The organism is Rhizobium sp. CAU 1783, assembly GCF_054551725.1.
The window spans coordinates 617,255-633,939 of sequence record NZ_JBTOLM010000001.1; the positions used below are offsets into that span (position 1 = coordinate 617,255).

At 62.9% G+C, this 16,685-nt stretch carries 22 protein-coding genes; 12 read left to right on the forward strand and 10 right to left on the reverse strand.

The window, feature by feature from the left end; all coding sequences use genetic code 11:
• Positions 1-40: 40 nt before the first annotated feature.
• The 4 genes from ACX93L_RS02750 to alc all read left to right on the forward strand — a co-directional run bounded on the left by ACX93L_RS02750 (position 41) and on the right by alc (position 3,297).
• Positions 41-748 carry a DUF1045 domain-containing protein gene (locus tag ACX93L_RS02750; protein ID WP_459403413.1) on the forward strand — a complete coding sequence of 236 codons (708 nt, stop codon included), beginning with the start codon at positions 41-43 and terminating at the stop codon, positions 746-748.
• Positions 749-849: 101 nt separating this feature from the next.
• Positions 850-1,773 (forward strand): allantoinase PuuE, encoded by a 924-nt coding sequence (puuE, locus tag ACX93L_RS02755; protein ID WP_459403414.1) that lies wholly within the window; start codon positions 850-852, stop codon positions 1,771-1,773.
• Positions 1,773-2,273: a 2-oxo-4-hydroxy-4-carboxy-5-ureidoimidazoline decarboxylase gene (gene uraD / locus ACX93L_RS02760; RefSeq protein WP_459403415.1), complete on the forward strand. Its 501-nt coding sequence runs from the start codon at positions 1,773-1,775 to the stop codon at positions 2,271-2,273. Before puuE ends, uraD begins: the two co-directional genes overlap by 1 nt.
• A gap of 1 nt (position 2,274) precedes the next feature.
• Entirely contained in the window at positions 2,275-3,297 is a 1,023-nt protein-coding gene (alc, locus tag ACX93L_RS02765; protein ID WP_459403416.1) for an allantoicase, read from the forward strand.
• Positions 3,298-3,323: 26 nt separating this feature from the next.
• On the opposite strand, the gene ACX93L_RS02770 is transcribed toward alc, so the two are convergent.
• Complete coding sequence (locus ACX93L_RS02770; RefSeq protein ID WP_459403417.1) at positions 3,324-3,506, reverse strand: DUF2735 domain-containing protein; 183 nt, start codon at positions 3,504-3,506, stop codon at positions 3,324-3,326.
• 400 nt (positions 3,507-3,906) lie between these two features.
• Between ACX93L_RS02770 and ACX93L_RS02775 the strand changes: the two genes are divergently transcribed.
• From ACX93L_RS02775 to ACX93L_RS02805, 7 genes are all read left to right on the forward strand, one after another.
• Entirely contained in the window at positions 3,907-4,947 is a 1,041-nt protein-coding gene (locus ACX93L_RS02775) for a glutamine synthetase beta-grasp domain-containing protein (RefSeq protein ID WP_459403418.1), read from the forward strand.
• Between the two features lie 133 nt (positions 4,948-5,080).
• The gene (locus ACX93L_RS02780; RefSeq protein WP_459403419.1) at positions 5,081-5,371 is read left to right on the forward strand and encodes a nucleotidyltransferase family protein; all 291 of its coding nucleotides are present in this window, start codon (positions 5,081-5,083) and stop codon (positions 5,369-5,371) included.
• A complete protein-coding gene (locus tag ACX93L_RS02785; protein ID WP_459403420.1) occupies positions 5,368-5,733 on the forward strand; it encodes a HepT-like ribonuclease domain-containing protein in 366 nt (121 codons plus the stop codon). The genes ACX93L_RS02780 and ACX93L_RS02785 overlap by 4 nt, the downstream gene beginning before the upstream one ends.
• Before the next feature lie 6 nt (positions 5,734-5,739).
• On the forward strand, positions 5,740-6,240 hold the full coding sequence (locus ACX93L_RS02790) for an ureidoglycolate lyase (RefSeq protein WP_459403421.1): 501 nt from the start codon (positions 5,740-5,742) through the stop codon (positions 6,238-6,240).
• Positions 6,237-6,593, forward strand: coding sequence for a hydroxyisourate hydrolase (gene uraH / locus ACX93L_RS02795; protein WP_169586708.1), 357 nt, complete (start codon positions 6,237-6,239; stop codon positions 6,591-6,593). Before ACX93L_RS02790 ends, uraH begins: the two co-directional genes overlap by 4 nt.
• Positions 6,593-7,339, forward strand: a complete 747-nt coding sequence (locus tag ACX93L_RS02800) for a metallophosphoesterase family protein (protein WP_459403422.1) — start codon at positions 6,593-6,595, stop codon at positions 7,337-7,339. Before uraH ends, ACX93L_RS02800 begins: the two co-directional genes overlap by 1 nt.
• A 212-nt stretch (positions 7,340-7,551) precedes the next feature.
• Positions 7,552-8,100: a glyoxalase superfamily protein gene (locus ACX93L_RS02805; protein ID WP_459403423.1), complete on the forward strand. Its 549-nt coding sequence runs from the start codon at positions 7,552-7,554 to the stop codon at positions 8,098-8,100.
• Between the two features lie 42 nt (positions 8,101-8,142).
• Here ACX93L_RS02805 and ACX93L_RS02810 read toward each other — a convergent pair whose 3' ends face one another.
• The 8 genes from ACX93L_RS02810 to ACX93L_RS02845 form a co-directional block, all read right to left on the reverse strand.
• Entirely contained in the window at positions 8,143-9,294 is a 1,152-nt protein-coding gene (locus tag ACX93L_RS02810) for an alpha-hydroxy acid oxidase (RefSeq protein WP_459403424.1), read from the reverse strand.
• A 134-nt stretch (positions 9,295-9,428) separates the two neighbouring features.
• Positions 9,429-9,917 (reverse strand): hypothetical protein, encoded by a 489-nt coding sequence (locus ACX93L_RS02815; RefSeq protein ID WP_459403425.1) that lies wholly within the window; start codon positions 9,915-9,917, stop codon positions 9,429-9,431.
• Positions 9,918-10,037: 120 nt separating this feature from the next.
• Positions 10,038-10,622, reverse strand: a complete 585-nt coding sequence (locus ACX93L_RS02820; protein ID WP_459403426.1) for a TetR/AcrR family transcriptional regulator — start codon at positions 10,620-10,622, stop codon at positions 10,038-10,040.
• Positions 10,623-10,692: 70 nt separating this feature from the next.
• Positions 10,693-11,130: a potassium channel family protein gene (locus tag ACX93L_RS02825; protein WP_459403427.1), complete on the reverse strand. Its 438-nt coding sequence runs from the start codon at positions 11,128-11,130 to the stop codon at positions 10,693-10,695.
• A gap of 19 nt (positions 11,131-11,149) precedes the next feature.
• Positions 11,150-11,578, reverse strand: a complete 429-nt coding sequence (locus tag ACX93L_RS02830) for a hypothetical protein (RefSeq protein WP_459403428.1) — start codon at positions 11,576-11,578, stop codon at positions 11,150-11,152.
• 7 nt (positions 11,579-11,585) lie between these two features.
• Complete coding sequence (gene guaD / locus ACX93L_RS02835) at positions 11,586-12,896, reverse strand: guanine deaminase (RefSeq protein WP_459403429.1); 1,311 nt, start codon at positions 12,894-12,896, stop codon at positions 11,586-11,588.
• Entirely contained in the window at positions 12,893-14,128 is a 1,236-nt protein-coding gene (gene puuD / locus ACX93L_RS02840; RefSeq protein WP_459403430.1) for a urate hydroxylase PuuD, read from the reverse strand. The genes guaD and puuD overlap by 4 nt, the downstream gene beginning before the upstream one ends.
• Before the next feature lie 125 nt (positions 14,129-14,253).
• Positions 14,254-15,171 carry a LysR substrate-binding domain-containing protein gene (locus ACX93L_RS02845; RefSeq protein ID WP_459403431.1) on the reverse strand — a complete coding sequence of 306 codons (918 nt, stop codon included), beginning with the start codon at positions 15,169-15,171 and terminating at the stop codon, positions 14,254-14,256.
• A 111-nt stretch (positions 15,172-15,282) separates the two neighbouring features.
• Here ACX93L_RS02845 and ACX93L_RS02850 point away from each other — a divergent pair, with 111 nt between their 5' ends.
• Positions 15,283-15,513 carry a hypothetical protein gene (locus tag ACX93L_RS02850; protein ID WP_459403432.1) on the forward strand — a complete coding sequence of 77 codons (231 nt, stop codon included), beginning with the start codon at positions 15,283-15,285 and terminating at the stop codon, positions 15,511-15,513.
• A 362-nt stretch (positions 15,514-15,875) separates the two neighbouring features.
• On the opposite strand, the gene xdhC is transcribed toward ACX93L_RS02850, so the two are convergent.
• Positions 15,876-16,676, reverse strand: a complete 801-nt coding sequence (gene xdhC / locus ACX93L_RS02855) for a xanthine dehydrogenase accessory protein XdhC (RefSeq protein WP_459403433.1) — start codon at positions 16,674-16,676, stop codon at positions 15,876-15,878.
• Positions 16,677-16,685: the final 9 nt, after the last annotated feature.

The window sequence follows — 16,685 nt, forward strand, 5'->3', positions numbered from 1 at the left end:
AATTGCTAAAATTGCCTTGCCCCAGAAAGCGAGGTGCGGAATGCGTTATGCCATCTATTTCACGCCCCCGTCCGGGGACGCGCTGACGCTGGCCGCGGCGAGCTGGCTCGGCCGCAGCGTCTATTCCGGCGAGCCGGTGGAGCATCCGGCTGTCAGGGGTCTCGGAATTCACGAGATCGCCTTCCATACCGCGCTGCCGCGCCGCTACGGTTTTCATGCGACGCTCAAGGCGCCGTTTCATCTCAATCATGATTGCAGCGAGGCGGCGTTGCTGCGCGAGCTGATGCGCTTTGCCGGCACGCTCGAACCGTTCGAGATCCCGCGCCTGGAAGTCGGGCGCCTCGGCGATTTCTATGGACTGATGCCGGCAGCGAGTTGCCCGGCGCTCGACTATCTCGCCGCGGCCGTGGTGCAGGAGTTCGACGGCTACCGTGCGCCACTGACGGAGGCGGAGATCGAGCGCCGCAATCCCGATGGGCTGTCGGCGCCGCAATTCGCCAACCTGCACCGTTGGGGCCATCCTTATGTGATGGACGAGTTCCGCTTTCACATGACGCTGACCGGGCCTCTGCTTGCCCGCGATTTCGGTCGTGTCGAGGCCGCGCTCGGCGCCCATTTCGCGCCGCTGCTCGAAGAGCCTGTCGAAGTCGCCAACCTGGCGCTGTTCGTCGAGCGCGAACCCGGGGCTCCGTTCCAGGTCCATTCGCTGCATCCGATGGGACGCGTCGCCGCCCGCAAGATCGCCTGAGGCCCGGGCGGACGGAGAGGCCCAGCCCGCATCCGGGTTTTCCATCTCGACATCGGACGCCGGCCTGCTTACCGTCGGGCGTCCGATTTCAAGGTGATTTGATGCCGCAGACTTCCTATCCGCGCGATCTCGTCGGCTATGGCCGCACCACCCCCGACCCGAAATGGCCCGGCGACGCGCATGTCGCCGTGCAGTTCGTCGTCAACTACGAGGAGGGCGGCGAGAGTTGCATTCTCGACGGTGACAAGGCCTCCGAATGCCTGCTGTCCGAGATCGTCGGGGCGCAACCCTGGCCGGGGCAGCGCAATCTCAACATGGAATCAATTTACGAATACGGCTCGCGTGCCGGCTTCTGGCGGCTGTGGCGGATGTTCACTGAGCGCAAGGTACCGGTCACCGTCTACGGCGTGACGCTCGCCATGGCGCGCAATCCGGAAGCCGTCGCGGCGATGAAGGAAGCGGACTGGGAGATCGCCAGCCACGGCTATCGCTGGCTGGAATACAAGGACTTCCCGGAAGAAGAGGAGCGAAAGCATATCCTCGAGGCAGTCCGGCTGCACAAGGAGCTGACCGGCTCCCATCCGCTCGGCATGTATCAGGGCAAGCCCTCCGACAACACGCTGCGGCTGGTGATGGAGGAGGGTGGTTTCCTTTACTCGTCAGACTCCTATGCGGATGATCTGCCCTATTGGGTAAAGGGTATCGACGGCAAGCCGTTCCTCATCATTCCCTACACGCTCGAAACCAACGACATGCGCTTTGCCACGCCGCAGGGGTTCAATTCAGGCGACCAGTTCTTCACCTATCTGAAGGACGCCTTCGACGTGCTCTATGCCGAAGGCAAGGCCGGCAGCCCGAAGATGATGTCAGTCGGCCTGCATTGCCGCCTCGTCGGTCGTCCGGGCCGGGCTGCGGCACTCGCGCGCTTCATCGACTACGTGACCAGCCACGAGAAGGTGTGGATACCGAAACGCATCGAGATCGCCGAACACTGGCACAGGCATCACAAGCCGGAGGCGATCTGATGCTGGATCGCAGTGATTTCATCTCGCGTTTCGGCGGCGTCTTCGAACACTCGCCCTTCATCGCCGAGCGCGCCTTCGACGCCGGCCTGGTGGCGGAGCCGTTGACGGCCTCCGGCGTGCATGCGGCGCTCACGGAAAAATTCCGGGCGGCTTCGTCCGGGGAGCGGCTCGGCGTTCTGAGGGCGCATCCCGATCTCGCCGGCAAGCTGGCGATTGCTGGGGAGCTGACCGAGGACAGCCGCAAGGAACAGGCGGGTGCCGGTCTCGACCGGCTTTCGCCCGACGAGCATCAACGCTTCACCACGCTCAATTCCGCCTATACCGACAAATTCGGCTTTCCCTTCATCATCGCGGTGAAGGGGCTGACGAAGAACGACATTCTATCCGCTTTCGAGACGCGCATCGGCAATGGCCGCGAGCAGGAATTCGACACCGCCTGCGCCCAGGTCGAGAAGATCGCCCGGCTTCGCCTCGAAAGCCTGCTACCGGAGACGAACTGAGATGCCCGAAATTTCCACCGTGACCCTGCCGGATTTCGCCGCCGGCGCCGTCAACCTCGCTTCCGCCCGGCTGGGCGCGAAGGGCCTTTTCTCGACGGACGAATTCTTTGCGCCGCTGGAGCGGATGCTCAACGATGCGCCTGCCGAATTCGATCCGGACCTCTACGACGACAACGGCAAGTACATGGACGGCTGGGAAAGCCGCCGCAAGCGCGTGCCCGGCCATGACTGGTCGGTGATCCGCCTTGCCATGCCGGGCCGCATCTTCGGCTTCGACGTCGATACCCGCTTCTTCACCGGCAACTATCCGCCGCACTGCTCGATCGAGGCTGCCGCCGTCGACGACGGCGATCCGACGGAGGCGACCGTCTGGACCGAACTCGTCGCCAAGGCGCCGCTCGGTCCGAGCGCCCAGCATTTCTTCGCCAATGCCGACCGTTCGAAGGTCTGGACGCATCTGCGCCTGCACATCTATCCGGACGGCGGCATTGCCCGCCTGAGGGTTTATGGCGCCGCCCATTTCGACTGGTCGAAGATCGGTGCCGACGAGGAGATCGACCTTGCCTATGTCTTCCACGGTGCGAAGGCACTTGCCTGGTCGGATGCCCATTACGGTCACCCCGACAAGATCCTGTCGCCGGGACGCGGCCTCAACATGGGTGACGGCTGGGAAACCAAGCGCCGGCGCGGACCTGGCCACGACTGGGCGATCATCCGGCTCGGCCATGCGGGCCGGGTCGACCGAATCCTGATCGACACGCATTTCTTCAAGGGGAATTTCCCGGATACCTGCGAGATCCTCGGCGCCTATCTGCCGGGTGCAGGTGACGTCTTCAGCGAGGCGGAGATCGCGGCTTCGGAGGGGTGGAAGCCAATCCTTTCGCGCCAGAAGATGCAGATGGACGCGGAACATCTCTATGAAGGCGACAAGATCGCCGATATCGGCCCGGTCACCCATGTCAGGCTCGCCATGCATCCGGATGGCGGCGTCATGCGTCTTCGCCTCTATGGCCGCAAGGCCTGAGGGCAAAGAACGAGAGGCGCGCAGCCTTATTGCTTGCGCGCTTCTTCAGCCTCGCGAATGGCCTCCTCGTGATACCAGCTGCCGCAGCCGCTTTCGATGATCACGGGGTGCAGGCGGGCATCGCGCTCGCGCATTTCTCTCAGCTTCTGAATGTTGCGAACCGGGAACTCTAAGATCTTCGCCGATTCCCGAACCATGTTCGTCGTCATGCTACTGCCTCTCTTTGTTCATCGTGCCAAAGGCGCGATTTACCTTTCGTACCAGAAGTTAAAGTGATTTGCACATGAAAAGTGCAAAATGCCTAAAATATGAGCACTAATATTGCAGTTTTTTGTCTGCGTGTGATTTCATCATTTGCACAAGCAGGGTGCTCCGCCCGAAAACACGGCATAGGGGCGTCATGTTCCGCCATTGTTAGCGAAATCTGTTAAATAAATTCCCGTCCTTACCGGCGCGCGCACGCTCCGGCTGCGCCAAAATGTCTCGCTTCCGGCAGCCGATCGCGAAGTTGGCACGCTTCATGCTTCTTTAACGGGGACTCGCCGGCGACCCGGAGATTCACCCCTCTGTTGCGCCCAGGTTGTGGCGCTGGACTGAAGAGAGACAAATATGACCAAGTACAAGCTCGAGTATATCTGGCTCGATGGCTACAAGCCGGTAGCGAACCTGCGTGGCAAGACGCAGATCAAGGAATTCGACAGCTTCCCGACCCTCGAACAGCTCCCGCTCTGGGGCTTCGACGGTTCGTCGACGATGCAGGCCGAAGGCCACTCGTCTGATTGCGTGCTGAAGCCGGTCGCTGTCTACCCGGACCCGGCCCGCACCAATGGCGCGCTCGTCATGTGCGAAGTCATGATGCCGGACGGCGTCACGCCGCATGCATCGAACACCCGCGCCACGATCCTCGACGACGAGGACGCCTGGTTCGGCTTCGAGCAGGAATACTTCTTCTATGAAAACGGTCGTCCGCTCGGCTTCCCGGAACAGGGCTTCCCGGCTCCGCAGGGTCCGTACTACACCGGCGTCGGCTACAAGAATGTCGGCGCTGTCGCCCGCGAGATTGTCGAAGAACATCTCGATCTCTGCCTCGAGGCTGGCATCAACCACGAAGGCATCAACGCCGAAGTGGCCAAGGGTCAGTGGGAATTCCAGGTATTCGGCAAGGGCTCCAAGAAGGCCGCCGACCAGATCTGGGTGGCACGCTACCTGCTGCTTCGCCTCTGCGAAACTTACGGCATCGACGTTGAATTCCATTGCAAGCCGCTCGGCGACACCGACTGGAACGGCTCGGGCATGCATTGCAACTTCTCGACCAAGTTCATGCGCGAAACCGGTGGCAAGGAATATTTCGAAGCCCTCATGGCCGCCTTCGCGAAGAACTGGAAAGAGCACATCGACGTTTACGGTCCGGACAACCACCTGCGCCTGACCGGCAAGCACGAGACGGCTCCGTGGAACAAGTTCTCCTACGGCGTTGCCGACCGTGGCGCCTCGATCCGCGTTCCGCATTCCTTCGTCAACAACGGCTACCGCGGTTACCTCGAAGACCGTCGTCCGAACTCCCAGGGTGACCCCTATGCGATCGCTTCGCAGGTTCTGAAGACGATCTCGGAAGTGCCGACGGCCGATTACGCCAAGAGCGCCGCCTGATTGCCACGATCTCCCAAGGTCTGAAGACGACGCCGGTGAAAGCCGGCGTCGTTTTCGTTTGGGCTGGGGAACGCGTCGGCGACTTCCGCGATTGGCGGCTTTGGCCTATGATCGCGATGAAGGAGACAGGGCCATGCGACCGTCAGAAGTTCTGGAACGCAACAGAATGGCCATTCGCGAGGCGACAGCCCGCCGCAAGGCGGCCAACCCGCGTGTATTCGGTTCAGTTGCACGGGGCGCAGACGGACCGGACAGCGATCTCGACATTCTCATTGACGCGCTGCCGGGCATGACCCTCTTCGATCTCGGCGGGCTGCAATCCGAAATGGAGCAATTGCTGGCCTGTGAGGTGGACGTCGTAACCTCGAGCGGCCTCAAGTCCCGGCTTCGAGACAGGATCCTGGCCGAGGCAGTGGCCATATGACCCGGGAGGAGCGGTTCCTCGGCGATCTTCTCGACATGCAGGAGGCGGCATCCGAGGCGATCGGCTTCGTCGCGGGCCGGACTCTGGAGACGCTCGAGCGGGACATCCTGACACAGCGCGCGGTCGCCATGAGCTTTGTGTTGATTGCCGCTGCCGCGTCGAGGATATTCGAGCAGTTTCCGAACGTTGTATCCGAGCATCCGGAGATCGCCTGGTCGAAGATCAGAGGCTTGCACGATGTGGTCGTCCACGAGTACGAGACGCTCGACTGGCGCCTCGTCTGGGACACCGTCCACCGTGATCTGCCAACCCTCGTCGCCCAGATCGATCAACTGCGCCACCCGCATATCCAAGGAGAGTGACCCCGCTTGTCCGACCTGCTTACCGTTAAGCCCCTTACGGCCTTAGCCTTCGCGCCCTTCGGCGAGGTGATCGAGGCCGACCCTTCCACCATGCGTCTGATCAATGGCGGTACGACCGAGCGATTTCACGCGCTCTTTTCTCCCGACGTCGTGGGCGAGGGGGCGCGGGTGATCGTCAACATCTTCCGTGGACAGCCGCGCGCCTTCCCTTATGAGATCGGCATGATGGAGCGTCACCCGCTCGGCAGCCAGAGTTTTTCGCCGCTCTCGGGGCGTCCCTTTCTCGTCGCGGTGTCGGAGGACGAGGGCGGCAGGCCCGCCCGTCCGCAGGTCTTTCTCGCCCGACCGGACCAGGGCGTGAACTATCGGCGCAATGTCTGGCATCATCCGTTGATGGCAATCGGTGAAGTGTCGGATTTTCTGGTTGTCGATCGAGACGGGCCGGGCAACAATCTCGAAGAACATTTCTTCGTAAGCCCCTACCGAATCCTGGAGCCCCATCTATGACCGGCCTCACCACCCATGTCCTCGACACCGCGCTCGGCAAGCCCGCCGAAGGCATGAAGATCCAGCTGATGCGGATGAGCGGGGAAGAGGCGGAACTGATCGTCACGGTGTTTACCAATGCGGACGGGCGGGTCGACGGCGGGCCGATCCTCAAGGATGCGGATTTCCAGATCGGCCAGTATGAGCTTCTGTTCCATGCCGGCGACTATCTGAAGGAGAAGGGCGCGCCGCTGACCGAGCCGCCGTTCCTCGACGTGATCCCGATCCGCTTCGGCATCGCCGACACGGACGCCCATTACCACGTTCCGCTGCTGCTCTCGCCCTACGGCTACTCGACCTATCGGGGCAGCTGATGGCAGAGGTATTTGCCGCCATTGCCGATGTGCACGGGAACTATCTTGCACTGGAGGCGGTCCTTGCCGACATCCGGGCGCAGGGCATTTCGGACATCGTCAATCTGGGCGACAGCTTCTCCGGACCGCTCGATGCGGGCAGGACGGCCGACCTGCTGATCCCGCTCGACGCGGTGACGGTGAGGGGCAATCACGATCGGGCGCTAATCGATCGCCCGCCGGAGGAGATGGGGGACTGGGAGCGGCCCTCCTATGCGCAGCTTACCGCCGACCAGCTCGACTGGATCCGCGGCCTGCCGTTCAGCGTTGTCCATCGTGGCGAGGTCTATCTCTGCCACGCGACGCCTCAGGACGACAACACCTACTGGATGGAGACGCTCAACGAACAGGGCATCTTCCATCTGAAGCCACTCGAGGCGATCGAGGCGCTGGCCCACGGCATCGAGCAGCCACTGATCCTGTGCGGCCACAGCCACATCGCCCGCTCGGTGCAGCTTTCCGACGGAAGGCTGATCGTCAATCCGGGCAGCGTCGGCTGCCCCGGCTTCGACTACGACGTGCCCTTCTACCACAAGGCCCAGGCCGGCACACCGTTTGCGGCCTATGCGCTCCTGGAAAAGACGGCGCTCGGCTGGCAGCCGACCTTCCGTCAGGTCCGCTACGACAATCTCGCCATGGCCGAACTCGCCCGCCGGCACGGCATGGCCGACTGGGTGAGCGCGCTTTCGACGGGCTGGATAGCCTGAGGCCGGGACCGTCTTCCGATGAACGTTCTTATTGCTTGCAAAGGCTGCGGGTTGTCTCCAGCATGAGCCTTGGCCGGAGGTGGCCCGCAGTCCGCGCCCGAAAGGGTCTGGCGAATACCTCCACTTCTTCTTGCTCAACGTTTCAACCGTCAGGCGAAGGCGTTGGAAATGCGGACGCCGACGATGTCTTTGCCGAGACGAAGGAAACGGACATGCGCGACCATCGCGATGCCAAGGCCATGGCCAAGGCCCTTCGGGAGGCCCTTGCCTCCCGCGAACTGACGATCAGCCACAGCGAGGCGCTGGAGATCGTCGCCAGCCAGTTCGGGCTGGCAAACTGGAACATATTGTCTGCCCAGATCGATCGGGAGAACGCCGCCCGGGAGACCTCGGATATCGTGCTCGAACCGGCGGTTCCCATCGTCCGTATCTTCGACGTGGAAAAGGCCAAGGAATTCTACATCGGTTTTCTCGGATTCACCGTCGACTGGGAGCACCGTTATGGCGATTACTTCCCGCTCTACATGCAGATCTCGCGCTCCGGGCTCAAACTGCATCTCTCCGAGCATTCCGGTGACGCGACGCCAGGCGGCAACATGTGCGTCTACATGACGGGCATCCGTGACTTCCACAGGGAACTCTCCGCCCGGAACTACCGCTACATGAAGCCTGGCCTCGAGGACGAGGGTGGAAGGCTTCAGGTGGAGGTTACGGATCCGTTCAACAATCGCATCCGGTTCATGGAGATCAAGAACGGATAACGGCAGCGCGGGGCGGCGGATCGACCGCCCCGATCTTCGGTTTCACCCCTTGAACGGGTTCTCGGCGATGATGCCGCTGTCGATCTCGGTGATCTTGCGCTTGCCGCAGAGCGCCATGGTGGTGTCCATTTCCTTGGCGATGATCTCCAGCGCTTTCGTGACGCCGGGCTTGCCCATGGCGCCGAGACCATAGAGGAAAGGGCGGCCGATATAGGTGCCCTTCGCGCCGAGCGCCACGGCCTTCAGCACGTCCTGGCCGGAGCGGATGCCGCCGTCGAGATGCACTTCGATTTTGTCGCCGACGGCATCGACGATCCTCGGCAGCATGGCGATCGAGGAATGGGCGCCGTCGAGCTGGCGGCCGCCGTGGTTGGAAACGACGATCGCGTCCGCACCGGTCGCCGCCGCCATCTTCGCGTCCTCGGTGTCGAGAATGCCCTTGATGATCAGCTTGCCGCCCCAGCGCTCCTTGATCCACTCGACGTCCTTCCACGACAGCTGCGGATCGAACTGCTCGACCGTCCAGGCATTAAGCGAGGCGAGGTCGGTCACGCTTTTTGCGTGGCCGTGGATGTTGCGGAAGGTACGGCGGTTGGTCTGGAGCATGTTCCAGCACCAGCGCGGCCGGGTCGCCATCTGGTAGAGGTGCTTGGGCGTCAGCTTCGGCGGCGCGGAGAGGCCGTTGCGCAGGTCCTTGTGGCGCTGGCCGAGGATCTGCAGGTCGGCGGTGAGCACCAGGGCCGAGCATTTCGCCGCCTTGGCGCGCTCGATCAGGTTCAGCACGAAATCGCGGTCGCGCATGACATAGAGCTGGAACCAGAAGGGCTTGCTGGTGACGGAGGCGACATCCTCGATCGAGCATATGCTCATCGTGGAGAGCGTGAAGGGGACGCCGAATTCTTCCGCGGCCTTTGCCGCCAGCATCTCGCCATCAGCATGCTGCATGCCGGTGAGGCCTGTCGGAGCGAGCGCCACCGGCATCTTGACCGTCTCGCCGATCATCGTCGTTTCGAGCGAGCGGCCGCTCATGTCGACCAGAACGCGCTGGCGCAGCTTGATGCGCGCATAATCGCTTTCGTTGGCGCGGTAGGTGCTCTCGGTATAGGAGCCGCTATCGGCATAATCGAAGAACAGTTTCGGCACGCGGCGCTTCGCCATGCGCTTGAGATCGGAGATTTCGAGAGGATTTGCCATCGGACCTGTCCCGCAACTGTGTGTCCTGCAGACCTAGCACGAGCCCGGAAGGCTTGTGAATGGGACGACAGGTGGGAGGTGAAGTTTTTTTACCTGTTGTCCCTGTTGCCTTTGCGTGGCGGGTGCCGCTGCGCCTATCGGCTCACGCTTCGACCCTCGCGACGCAACAGGATCATCTGCGTGGTCAGTCCCACGACCAGCATGGCGGCCAGGACGGCCTGGGCGCCTAGGAGAATCGGCGAAGACAGGTCCGTGACGATGGGGTGGCCGTCGGGCACGCGGCGAAGTGTTTCGCTGACGGCCGGTACCATCAGCAGAAATGCCGTCAGGCTGAGGAATATCGTTTCCAGGTAGCGCGCCGCCTTGCCCAATGCCGAGACATGGCCGACGCCATAGCCCGCCAGCAGCAGGACAAGCGTAACCGCGCCGATGACCGGGCCTGCTGCCTGGTGGGCCACAAAGAACACAGTGAGGGCGCCGATCAGCATCGAGATAAAATAGACCGCGCCCGCCGTGGTGCGCGGAGCGATCCGTCCGTAGCGCGCGAACATATAGATGGCCAAGGGAATGGCCGGCAGGCTGCCGAGCGTGTGTATCCATCCGAGGGGAGAGATTCCGAACATGTCGATGTCCTTTTCTGTAGGTGCCGCTCATTTGCCCCGGGGAGCGACGCTGCGGAGCTAAGAATGTCTACCTATTAATTGGTAGGCTTGATGGTGAAAAAATGTGTCTCGTCGGTTCATTCAGGCTTTGGGCAAGATCCGTTGCAGAAGCGTCCCGGTCACGATGCTGAAAATCCGGGGGTTGCCATAGGCGCGGGCCGACAGCATGGCGCCATGCACCGTTGCAAGGAATGCTTCCGCTTCCGCTTCCGGCGTTGCGCTCAAAGAGAGCGTGTCTTGTGCGGCGCCACGCTCCATAACGCGAGTTAGCCAAGCCGACAGAGTTCGGAAGTGTGCCTTGACCTCAAGGTGGACTTCCTCGGGCAAAAGCTGCGCTTCGCCGGCAAGCAGCGCGCAAACACAGAATGGAGCGGTATTGTCCAGGATGCACGCTTCCCAATAGCCGAGATAGGCGCGCAATTGCCCCGGCGGATCCCCGATATGCCGTTCAAGTTCGGCCAATCCGGATTCCGCCTCCTGCCGATAGCGAGCAACCAGCGTGCGGACCAGGTCTGCCTTGCTGGGAAAATGATGGTGGATGCTGGCGTTGCGGATGCCGACCACTTTGGCGATGTCGGCATAACTGAAGCCATTATATCCGCCAGCGATGATCAATGTGCGCGCATGCTGCAGAATCTGGTCCGATGTGTTCGAGGGATTGCTCATGAAATTTGTCTACCAACTAGTAGGTAGTTTGTCAAACCCGCATCCAACCGGAGTATTTCGCCAAGCCTTGTCAGAAATGTTCGCCGGAACGGAAGGGGCCGACGCGAATGCCGGCGGCGACGAGATAGGCGGTCGACCAGCCGATCAGCAGGAAGCCGTCGACGCCCTCCATGCCGGCGAGAAGGCGCCATTCGGGGTGGGGGATGACGTCGCCGTAGCCGATTGTCGAGAAGGTGACGGTCGAGAAGTAGAGCGCGATCTCGAAGCTGTCGAAGAAGCCGATCAGGCGGTAGCATATGGCCCAGAGCCAGACCTCCGCGGTCAAAACGGCAAAGACGCCGAGCACGACCGTGTTCATCGCGATCAGGCGGCTGCGGTGGCCGTGCAGGCGGATGCGATCGCTGATCCAGCTCATCGCGCGGGTGACGCTCATCAATCCGAAGGTGTGGATGACGACGGTGAGCGAGATCATCACCGTGCCGAGAGCGAGGTTCAGAAACATGTTCATGGTGTTTTTCCGGCAGACATCATGCGAGCATAGCGCGCAGTTCCTTGCGGAACATGAATTTCAGTCCCGACCAGATTTCGTCGACGGCGCAAACCTTCACGTCGACCAGCCCGAGCGGCAGGACCAGTTCGCGAAGCACGTCCTCGGTGATCGAGGTTTTCACCCCGGAGGATTTCTTCGGCCAGGAGATCCAGAGCATGCCATCCGCCTTCAGCGCCGCGCGGAGGGCGGGCAGGCGATCGGCAAGGCGTTCGCGGGCGGTTTCGAAGACATGGATCAGGTCGAATTCCCGTGTTGCGACGCCGTCGAGGCTTGTCGCGACGCGTTCCAGACCCTCGGTCCGGGCGAGGTCCTGCTGGCTTTCCGGCAGGTCGAGGAACAATGCCGCCATGCCCGGCTTGAGACCGAGCTTCCTGGCAAGGGGCGTTCCGGAGTAGCCGTGCTGCATCAATCCCTCAGACGGTGGCCGGCTTGCTGGCCTTGCCCGCGACATAGGTTTCGACGACGGATCTGTCGTCTCCCAATGTCTGCAGCAGAAAGAGTTCCTCCGCAAGGGAGGTGACGGTTTCCATGCGCAGCCGCATGGCCGGGGTGGCGGCGGCGTCCAGCACGACGAAATCGGCATCCGTGCCGGGCTCCAGCGTGCCGATCCGGTCTATGAGAGACAGCGCCTCGGCATTGCCGCGGGTCATCAGGTGGAAGCTCTCCAGCGGGTTCAGTCGCTCGCCGAGCAATTGCTGGATCTTGTAGGCCTCGTCCAGGGTCTTCAGCATCGAATAGCTGGAGCCGCCGCCTATGTCGGTTGCCACCGCGATCCGCAACGGCTTTTGCCGGCGCTGGTAGGATTTCATCGGAAAAAGGCCGGAGCCAAGGAAGAGGTTGGAGGTCGGGCAGTGCACGGCGACCGCGCCGGCGTCGCTCATGGCGTCGGCCTCGCGGTCCGACAGGTGGATCGCATGGCCGAACAGGCTCTTTCGTCCGAGCAGGCCGTAGCGGGCGTAGATGTCGGTATAGTCCTTGGCTTGCGGATAGAGCGAGCAGGTGAAGTCGATCTCGTCGCGGTTCTCCGACAGGTGCGTCTGGATGTGCAGGTCGGGGAATTCCTCCGCCAATGCCTGCGTCATCGCCATCTGTTCCGGCGTCGAGGTAATGGCAAAGCGGGGCGTGATGGCGACGTGGTTGCGGCCCTTTCCGTGCCAGTCGGCGATCACCTGGCGGGTCTCGTCGTAACCGGTCCGCGGCGTGTCGAGCAGGCCTTGCGGGGCGTTGCGGTCCATCATCACCTTGCCGCCGATCATCAGGCTGCCGCGGCGCAAGCTCTCGGCGAAGAAGGCGTCAGCGGACGTCTTGTGCACCGAGCAATAGGCGACCGCGGTGGTCGTGCCGTTGCGGAAGAACTCGTCGAAGAAATGACCGGCGATGCGCTCCGCATGGGCGCTCTCGACGAAGCGGCATTCCTCGGGGAAGGTGTAGGTATTCAGCCATTCGAGCAGGTTGGCCGCATAGGAGCCGATCACCTGCATCTGCGGGAAATGCACATGGGTGTCGATCAGACCCGGCAGGATGAGGTGCGGGCGGTGGTCGATCTCGATCGTGCCTTGCGGCGCGGCGGCGCTAACATCGGCATGCTTGCCCATCGCCACAATGCGACCGTCGGTGACGAGCAGGGCGCCGTCGGAGAGATAGGTGTAACTCCCCGTGTCGTCGATCGCCTCCGGCGCGCGAAGGAAGGAGAGCAGCCGGCCGCGGATGAGGGTTGTGGTCATTGGGCCGCCTTGCCGGATACCGCGCTTTCGAACCAGGCGACGAGCAGGGCGCGTTCCTTGGGGCCGACCTCGGTCACGTTGCCGGGGGGCATGGCGTGGCTGCGGCCGGCCTGGATGTAGATCTCGCGGGCATGGGCGGCGATCTCGGCATCGGTCTCGAGCCGGACATTCTTCGGCGGGCGGACGATGCCCTCCCAGACGGGTTCCGCCGCATGGCACATCGAGCAGCGGGACATGACGATGTCGCGGGCGGCCTCGAAATGGGCATTCTCGACGAAGCGCAGATTGGCGGGAGCGACGGAAACCTCGTCCTCGACCGGCGCTTTCTGGACCGTCGAGAGCCACATGATGACGATGAAGATGACGGTCGTCGCGATCCAGGTCCACAGCGGGCGGCCCTTGCGGGCATGGGTGGTGTTGAACCAGTGGCGGATGGTGACGCCCATCAGGAAGACCAGCGCCGCGATCACCCAGTTGTAGGCGGTGGCAAAGGCCAGCGGATAATGGTTCGACAGCATGAAGAAGATGACGGGCAGAGTCAGGTAGTTGTTGTGGAGCGAGCGCTGCTTGGCGATCACGCCGTATTTCGGATCGGGCGTGCGGCCGGCGATCAGGTCGGCGACGACGATCTTCTGGTTCGGGATGATGATCAGGAAGACATTGGCCGACATGATCGTGGCGGTGAAGGCGCCGAGATGCAGGAAGGCGGCGCGGCCGGTGAAGACCTGCGTGTAGCCCCAGGCCATGGCGATCAGCGCGACATAGAGCACGCCCATCAGCATCCAGATGTTCTTGCCGAGCGGTGACTTGCAGAGTTGGTCGTAGATCAGCCAGCCGAGCGCCAGCGAGCCGAGCGAAAGGCCGATGGCCTGCCACTGGGTGAGGTCGAGCACCTGGCGGTCGATCAGGAAAAGGTCGGCGCCGCCGTAATAGACCACGCAGAGCATGGCGAAACCGGAGAGCCACGTGGCGTAGCTCTCCCACTTGAACCAGGTCAGATGCTCCGGCATCTGGGCCGGCGCCACGAGATACTTCTGGATGTGGTAGAAGCCGCCGCCATGCACCTGCCACTCCTCGCCATAGGCGCCGACCGGCAGATGGTCGCGCCTCACCAGGCCGAGGTCGAGCGCGATGAAATAGAAGGACGAGCCGATCCAGGCGATGGCGGTCACCACATGCAGCCAGCGAACCGCAAAGGAGAGCCATTCCCAGGCAATGGCGTATTCATACATCAGAGATGATCCCTTTCTTCCCCCAGCCTGGCACTGTGAAAAATAATCTTCGTCAAGGGAAGCCCCGGACGGCGGATGATCGGCCAATCCAGAGAAATTCTGCCTGTTCCCGCCGGAGCGGGGCACTACTGCGCCTGAAGGCCTTGAGCGAGCCGTTCCGGCGCCAGCGTGGCTTCGAGCCATTCCCGGAACTTGCGTACCTTCGGCAGCGTGCGGCGGCTTTCCGGGTAGACGAGCCAGTAGCTGTTCTCGTCGAGCCAGCTCAGAGCGAAGGGCTGGATCAGGCGGCCGGACGCCAGTTCCTCCTGCACATAGAAGGGGCTGAGCATCGCGACGCCATGGCCGGCAAGGGCAGCGCCCGCCTCGAGGTCGAGCGCGCCGAGTGCGTTGAGCCGGCGGGCACCGCTCGGCGCGACGCCGACGCCGGCGGCCTCGAACCAGAGCTTCCACCGACCGTCGTCATCGCTGATCCAGGGCAGTTTCAAAAGGTCGGCGGGTTCCTTCACGCCACCGATACTCTCAGCCAGCTTTGGGCTCAGCATCGGCGTGTAGGTGAGCCTGACCAGCGGATGGGCCGCCAGTCCGGGCCAGGGGCCGATGCCGATCCGGATCGCGACGTCCGCCGGCTCGCGGCTGAAATCCGTCAGCTTGCTGCCGCGCAGGAGCCGAACGGCGATCTGGGGATGGGCAAGCTGGAAACTGCCGAGCGTGCGGGCGAGCCAGTGCGAGGCGAAGGTCGGGACCGAGTGGATCTCGAGCACCTCGTCGGCACTGCGGACAGCCTGGGCCATCGCATCGCGCAGCAGCGCGAACCCCTCCGTGACCTTCGGCAGCATGCGCTCGCCTACTTCCGTGAGCGCGATCTGACGTGCCTGGCGGGTGAAAAGCAGTTCGCCGAGCATCTCCTCGAGCAGTTTGATCTGGTAACTCACGGCGGTCTGGGTCATGCCCAGTTCCTCTCCCGCGCGAGTGAAGCTGCCGAGACGGCCGACCGCCTCGAAGACGCGCAGCGCATTGAGAGGAAACTGTTTCGACAACTTCATGGATAAGCCCTCTTTATCGATCGCCAGCGTAATTGAATTGGATTCGGCCGGCAACTGGAGGCATTGTCGTCTCATCAATGATCAAGTCGAATTGGGCAGTGGAGACGTAACATGGTGTCCGCGATCAGATATCTGTGGCCTGCACCAGGCCTTTCCCTGCGGGGCCTCAACCGGTTCCTTGTCCGGCTTCTGGCCCGCGACGACATGTGGTCGGAAACGCTTCCTGATGGTGTGAAGGAGGATCTGGGTCTCGTCGACGGTCGCCCGTCGCTCAACCGCAACGACGCCTACTGGTCCGCGGCAAGGCGCCACGGTGACTGGATGCGCTCCGGTCCGTTGTAAGGAAAGTTAAATAAAGACAGTCGGTTGACGTGTGATTCTGACGCTTTGATTCCGGCGCTTCACGCGGAGATTTAGCTTGAGCCTGAGCGCAGAAGGTTGACGCCCAACGCGTGCGGCCGGGCGCTCGGACGTCAGCCCGGCGGCTTGGGTCGATGGGCAGCCTCGGCGGATTCGACGAGCGGGACGATCAGCCGCGTTGCCTCGACTTTCGAGTAGCGGTTCCTGCGCAGGCTCGCCTTGACGGCCTCGGCCTGCGGTTACGATCAGGTGAATTCGTCCCTGCAGGAGGCCTCAACAGGTCGGTTTCGCATCTGAGGATTGCCTGCTGGTCGCGTTTCTCATGCCGCGCCGTTCCTCGCGCGTTATGAATTGAGAACGTTCACGCAGATCTCCGCCGCGGCGAGGGCCGCAATCACGGTGGGTCGCTTGTCCCGCAGGGTGCTGCCGCCGATCGGCAAGGTGAGCCGATCGAGCAGGCTTGCGTTTTCGCCCTCGCGCTTCAGCCAGCTTGCGAAGGTGGCGCGCTTGGTGGCCGAGCCGATCATGCCGACATAGGCGAGATCCGGGCGGGCGAGGGCGGCGCGGGTGATGAGGAAATCGAGGGCATGGTCGTGGGTGAGCACGACGGCGGCCCCACCCGGCCGGATGGCCTCAACCTCTGCCTCGGGCATGGCGACGCGGCGGAATTTCACGCCGTCCGGCAGTGCAGCTTCGAGCGCCTCGCGGGTCTCGACGACGGTGACGCTGACCGGCAGAGGACGAAGGGCAGCCGCGAGCGCCAGACCGACATGGCCGGCGCCGAAGACGAAGACGTCGGGATGGGCCTGTTCAATCGCTGCCTGCCGGTCAAGAAGTGCCTGACTGGCGGCCGGATCGAGGCGGTCGAAGGCAAGCCCGGTGCGGCCGCCGCAGCATTGGCCGATTTCCGGCCCGAGCGGCACGTCGAGGAAGCCCTGCCGTTCGCCGGAGGCCAGCATGTGCCGCGCATGGTCGATCGCCATGAATTCCAGATGACCGCCGCCGATCGTGCCGTGAAGGGCGTCCGTCGCAACGACCATGAATGCACCCGCCTCGCGCGGCGTCGAGCCTTTCGCCTCCGCGACCTCGACGAGCACGGCATTGGGGTGGGCGGCGAGGAAGTGGGTAAGGGAGGGGGGCGTCATCGGAAGCTG

What these genes read in the sequence shown, in the direction of transcription:
- ACX93L_RS02750 (WP_459403413.1), top strand. Translation starts at nt 41, where the DNA reads ATGCGTTATGCCATCTATTTCACGCCCCCGTCCGGGGACGCGCTGACG.
- puuE (WP_459403414.1), top strand. Translation starts at nt 850, where the DNA reads ATGCCGCAGACTTCCTATCCGCGCGATCTCGTCGGCTATGGCCGCACC.
- uraD (WP_459403415.1), top strand. Translation starts at nt 1,773, where the DNA reads ATGCTGGATCGCAGTGATTTCATCTCGCGTTTCGGCGGCGTCTTCGAA.
- alc (WP_459403416.1), top strand. Translation starts at nt 2,275, where the DNA reads ATGCCCGAAATTTCCACCGTGACCCTGCCGGATTTCGCCGCCGGCGCC.
- ACX93L_RS02770 (WP_459403417.1), bottom strand. Translation starts at nt 3,506, where the DNA reads ATGACGACGAACATGGTTCGGGAATCGGCGAAGATCTTAGAGTTCCCG.
- ACX93L_RS02775 (WP_459403418.1), top strand. Translation starts at nt 3,907, where the DNA reads ATGACCAAGTACAAGCTCGAGTATATCTGGCTCGATGGCTACAAGCCG.
- ACX93L_RS02780 (WP_459403419.1), top strand. Translation starts at nt 5,081, where the DNA reads ATGCGACCGTCAGAAGTTCTGGAACGCAACAGAATGGCCATTCGCGAG.
- ACX93L_RS02785 (WP_459403420.1), top strand. Translation starts at nt 5,368, where the DNA reads ATGACCCGGGAGGAGCGGTTCCTCGGCGATCTTCTCGACATGCAGGAG.
- uraH (WP_169586708.1), top strand. Translation starts at nt 6,237, where the DNA reads ATGACCGGCCTCACCACCCATGTCCTCGACACCGCGCTCGGCAAGCCC.
- ACX93L_RS02800 (WP_459403422.1), top strand. Translation starts at nt 6,593, where the DNA reads ATGGCAGAGGTATTTGCCGCCATTGCCGATGTGCACGGGAACTATCTT.
- ACX93L_RS02805 (WP_459403423.1), top strand. Translation starts at nt 7,552, where the DNA reads ATGCGCGACCATCGCGATGCCAAGGCCATGGCCAAGGCCCTTCGGGAG.
- ACX93L_RS02810 (WP_459403424.1), bottom strand. Translation starts at nt 9,294, where the DNA reads ATGGCAAATCCTCTCGAAATCTCCGATCTCAAGCGCATGGCGAAGCGC.
- ACX93L_RS02815 (WP_459403425.1), bottom strand. Translation starts at nt 9,917, where the DNA reads ATGTTCGGAATCTCTCCCCTCGGATGGATACACACGCTCGGCAGCCTG.
- ACX93L_RS02820 (WP_459403426.1), bottom strand. Translation starts at nt 10,622, where the DNA reads ATGAGCAATCCCTCGAACACATCGGACCAGATTCTGCAGCATGCGCGC.
- ACX93L_RS02825 (WP_459403427.1), bottom strand. Translation starts at nt 11,130, where the DNA reads ATGAACATGTTTCTGAACCTCGCTCTCGGCACGGTGATGATCTCGCTC.
- ACX93L_RS02830 (WP_459403428.1), bottom strand. Translation starts at nt 11,578, where the DNA reads ATGCAGCACGGCTACTCCGGAACGCCCCTTGCCAGGAAGCTCGGTCTC.
- guaD (WP_459403429.1), bottom strand. Translation starts at nt 12,896, where the DNA reads ATGACCACAACCCTCATCCGCGGCCGGCTGCTCTCCTTCCTTCGCGCG.
- puuD (WP_459403430.1), bottom strand. Translation starts at nt 14,128, where the DNA reads ATGTATGAATACGCCATTGCCTGGGAATGGCTCTCCTTTGCGGTTCGC.
- ACX93L_RS02845 (WP_459403431.1), bottom strand. Translation starts at nt 15,171, where the DNA reads ATGAAGTTGTCGAAACAGTTTCCTCTCAATGCGCTGCGCGTCTTCGAG.
- ACX93L_RS02850 (WP_459403432.1), top strand. Translation starts at nt 15,283, where the DNA reads ATGGTGTCCGCGATCAGATATCTGTGGCCTGCACCAGGCCTTTCCCTG.
- xdhC (WP_459403433.1), bottom strand. Translation starts at nt 16,676, where the DNA reads ATGACGCCCCCCTCCCTTACCCACTTCCTCGCCGCCCACCCCAATGCC.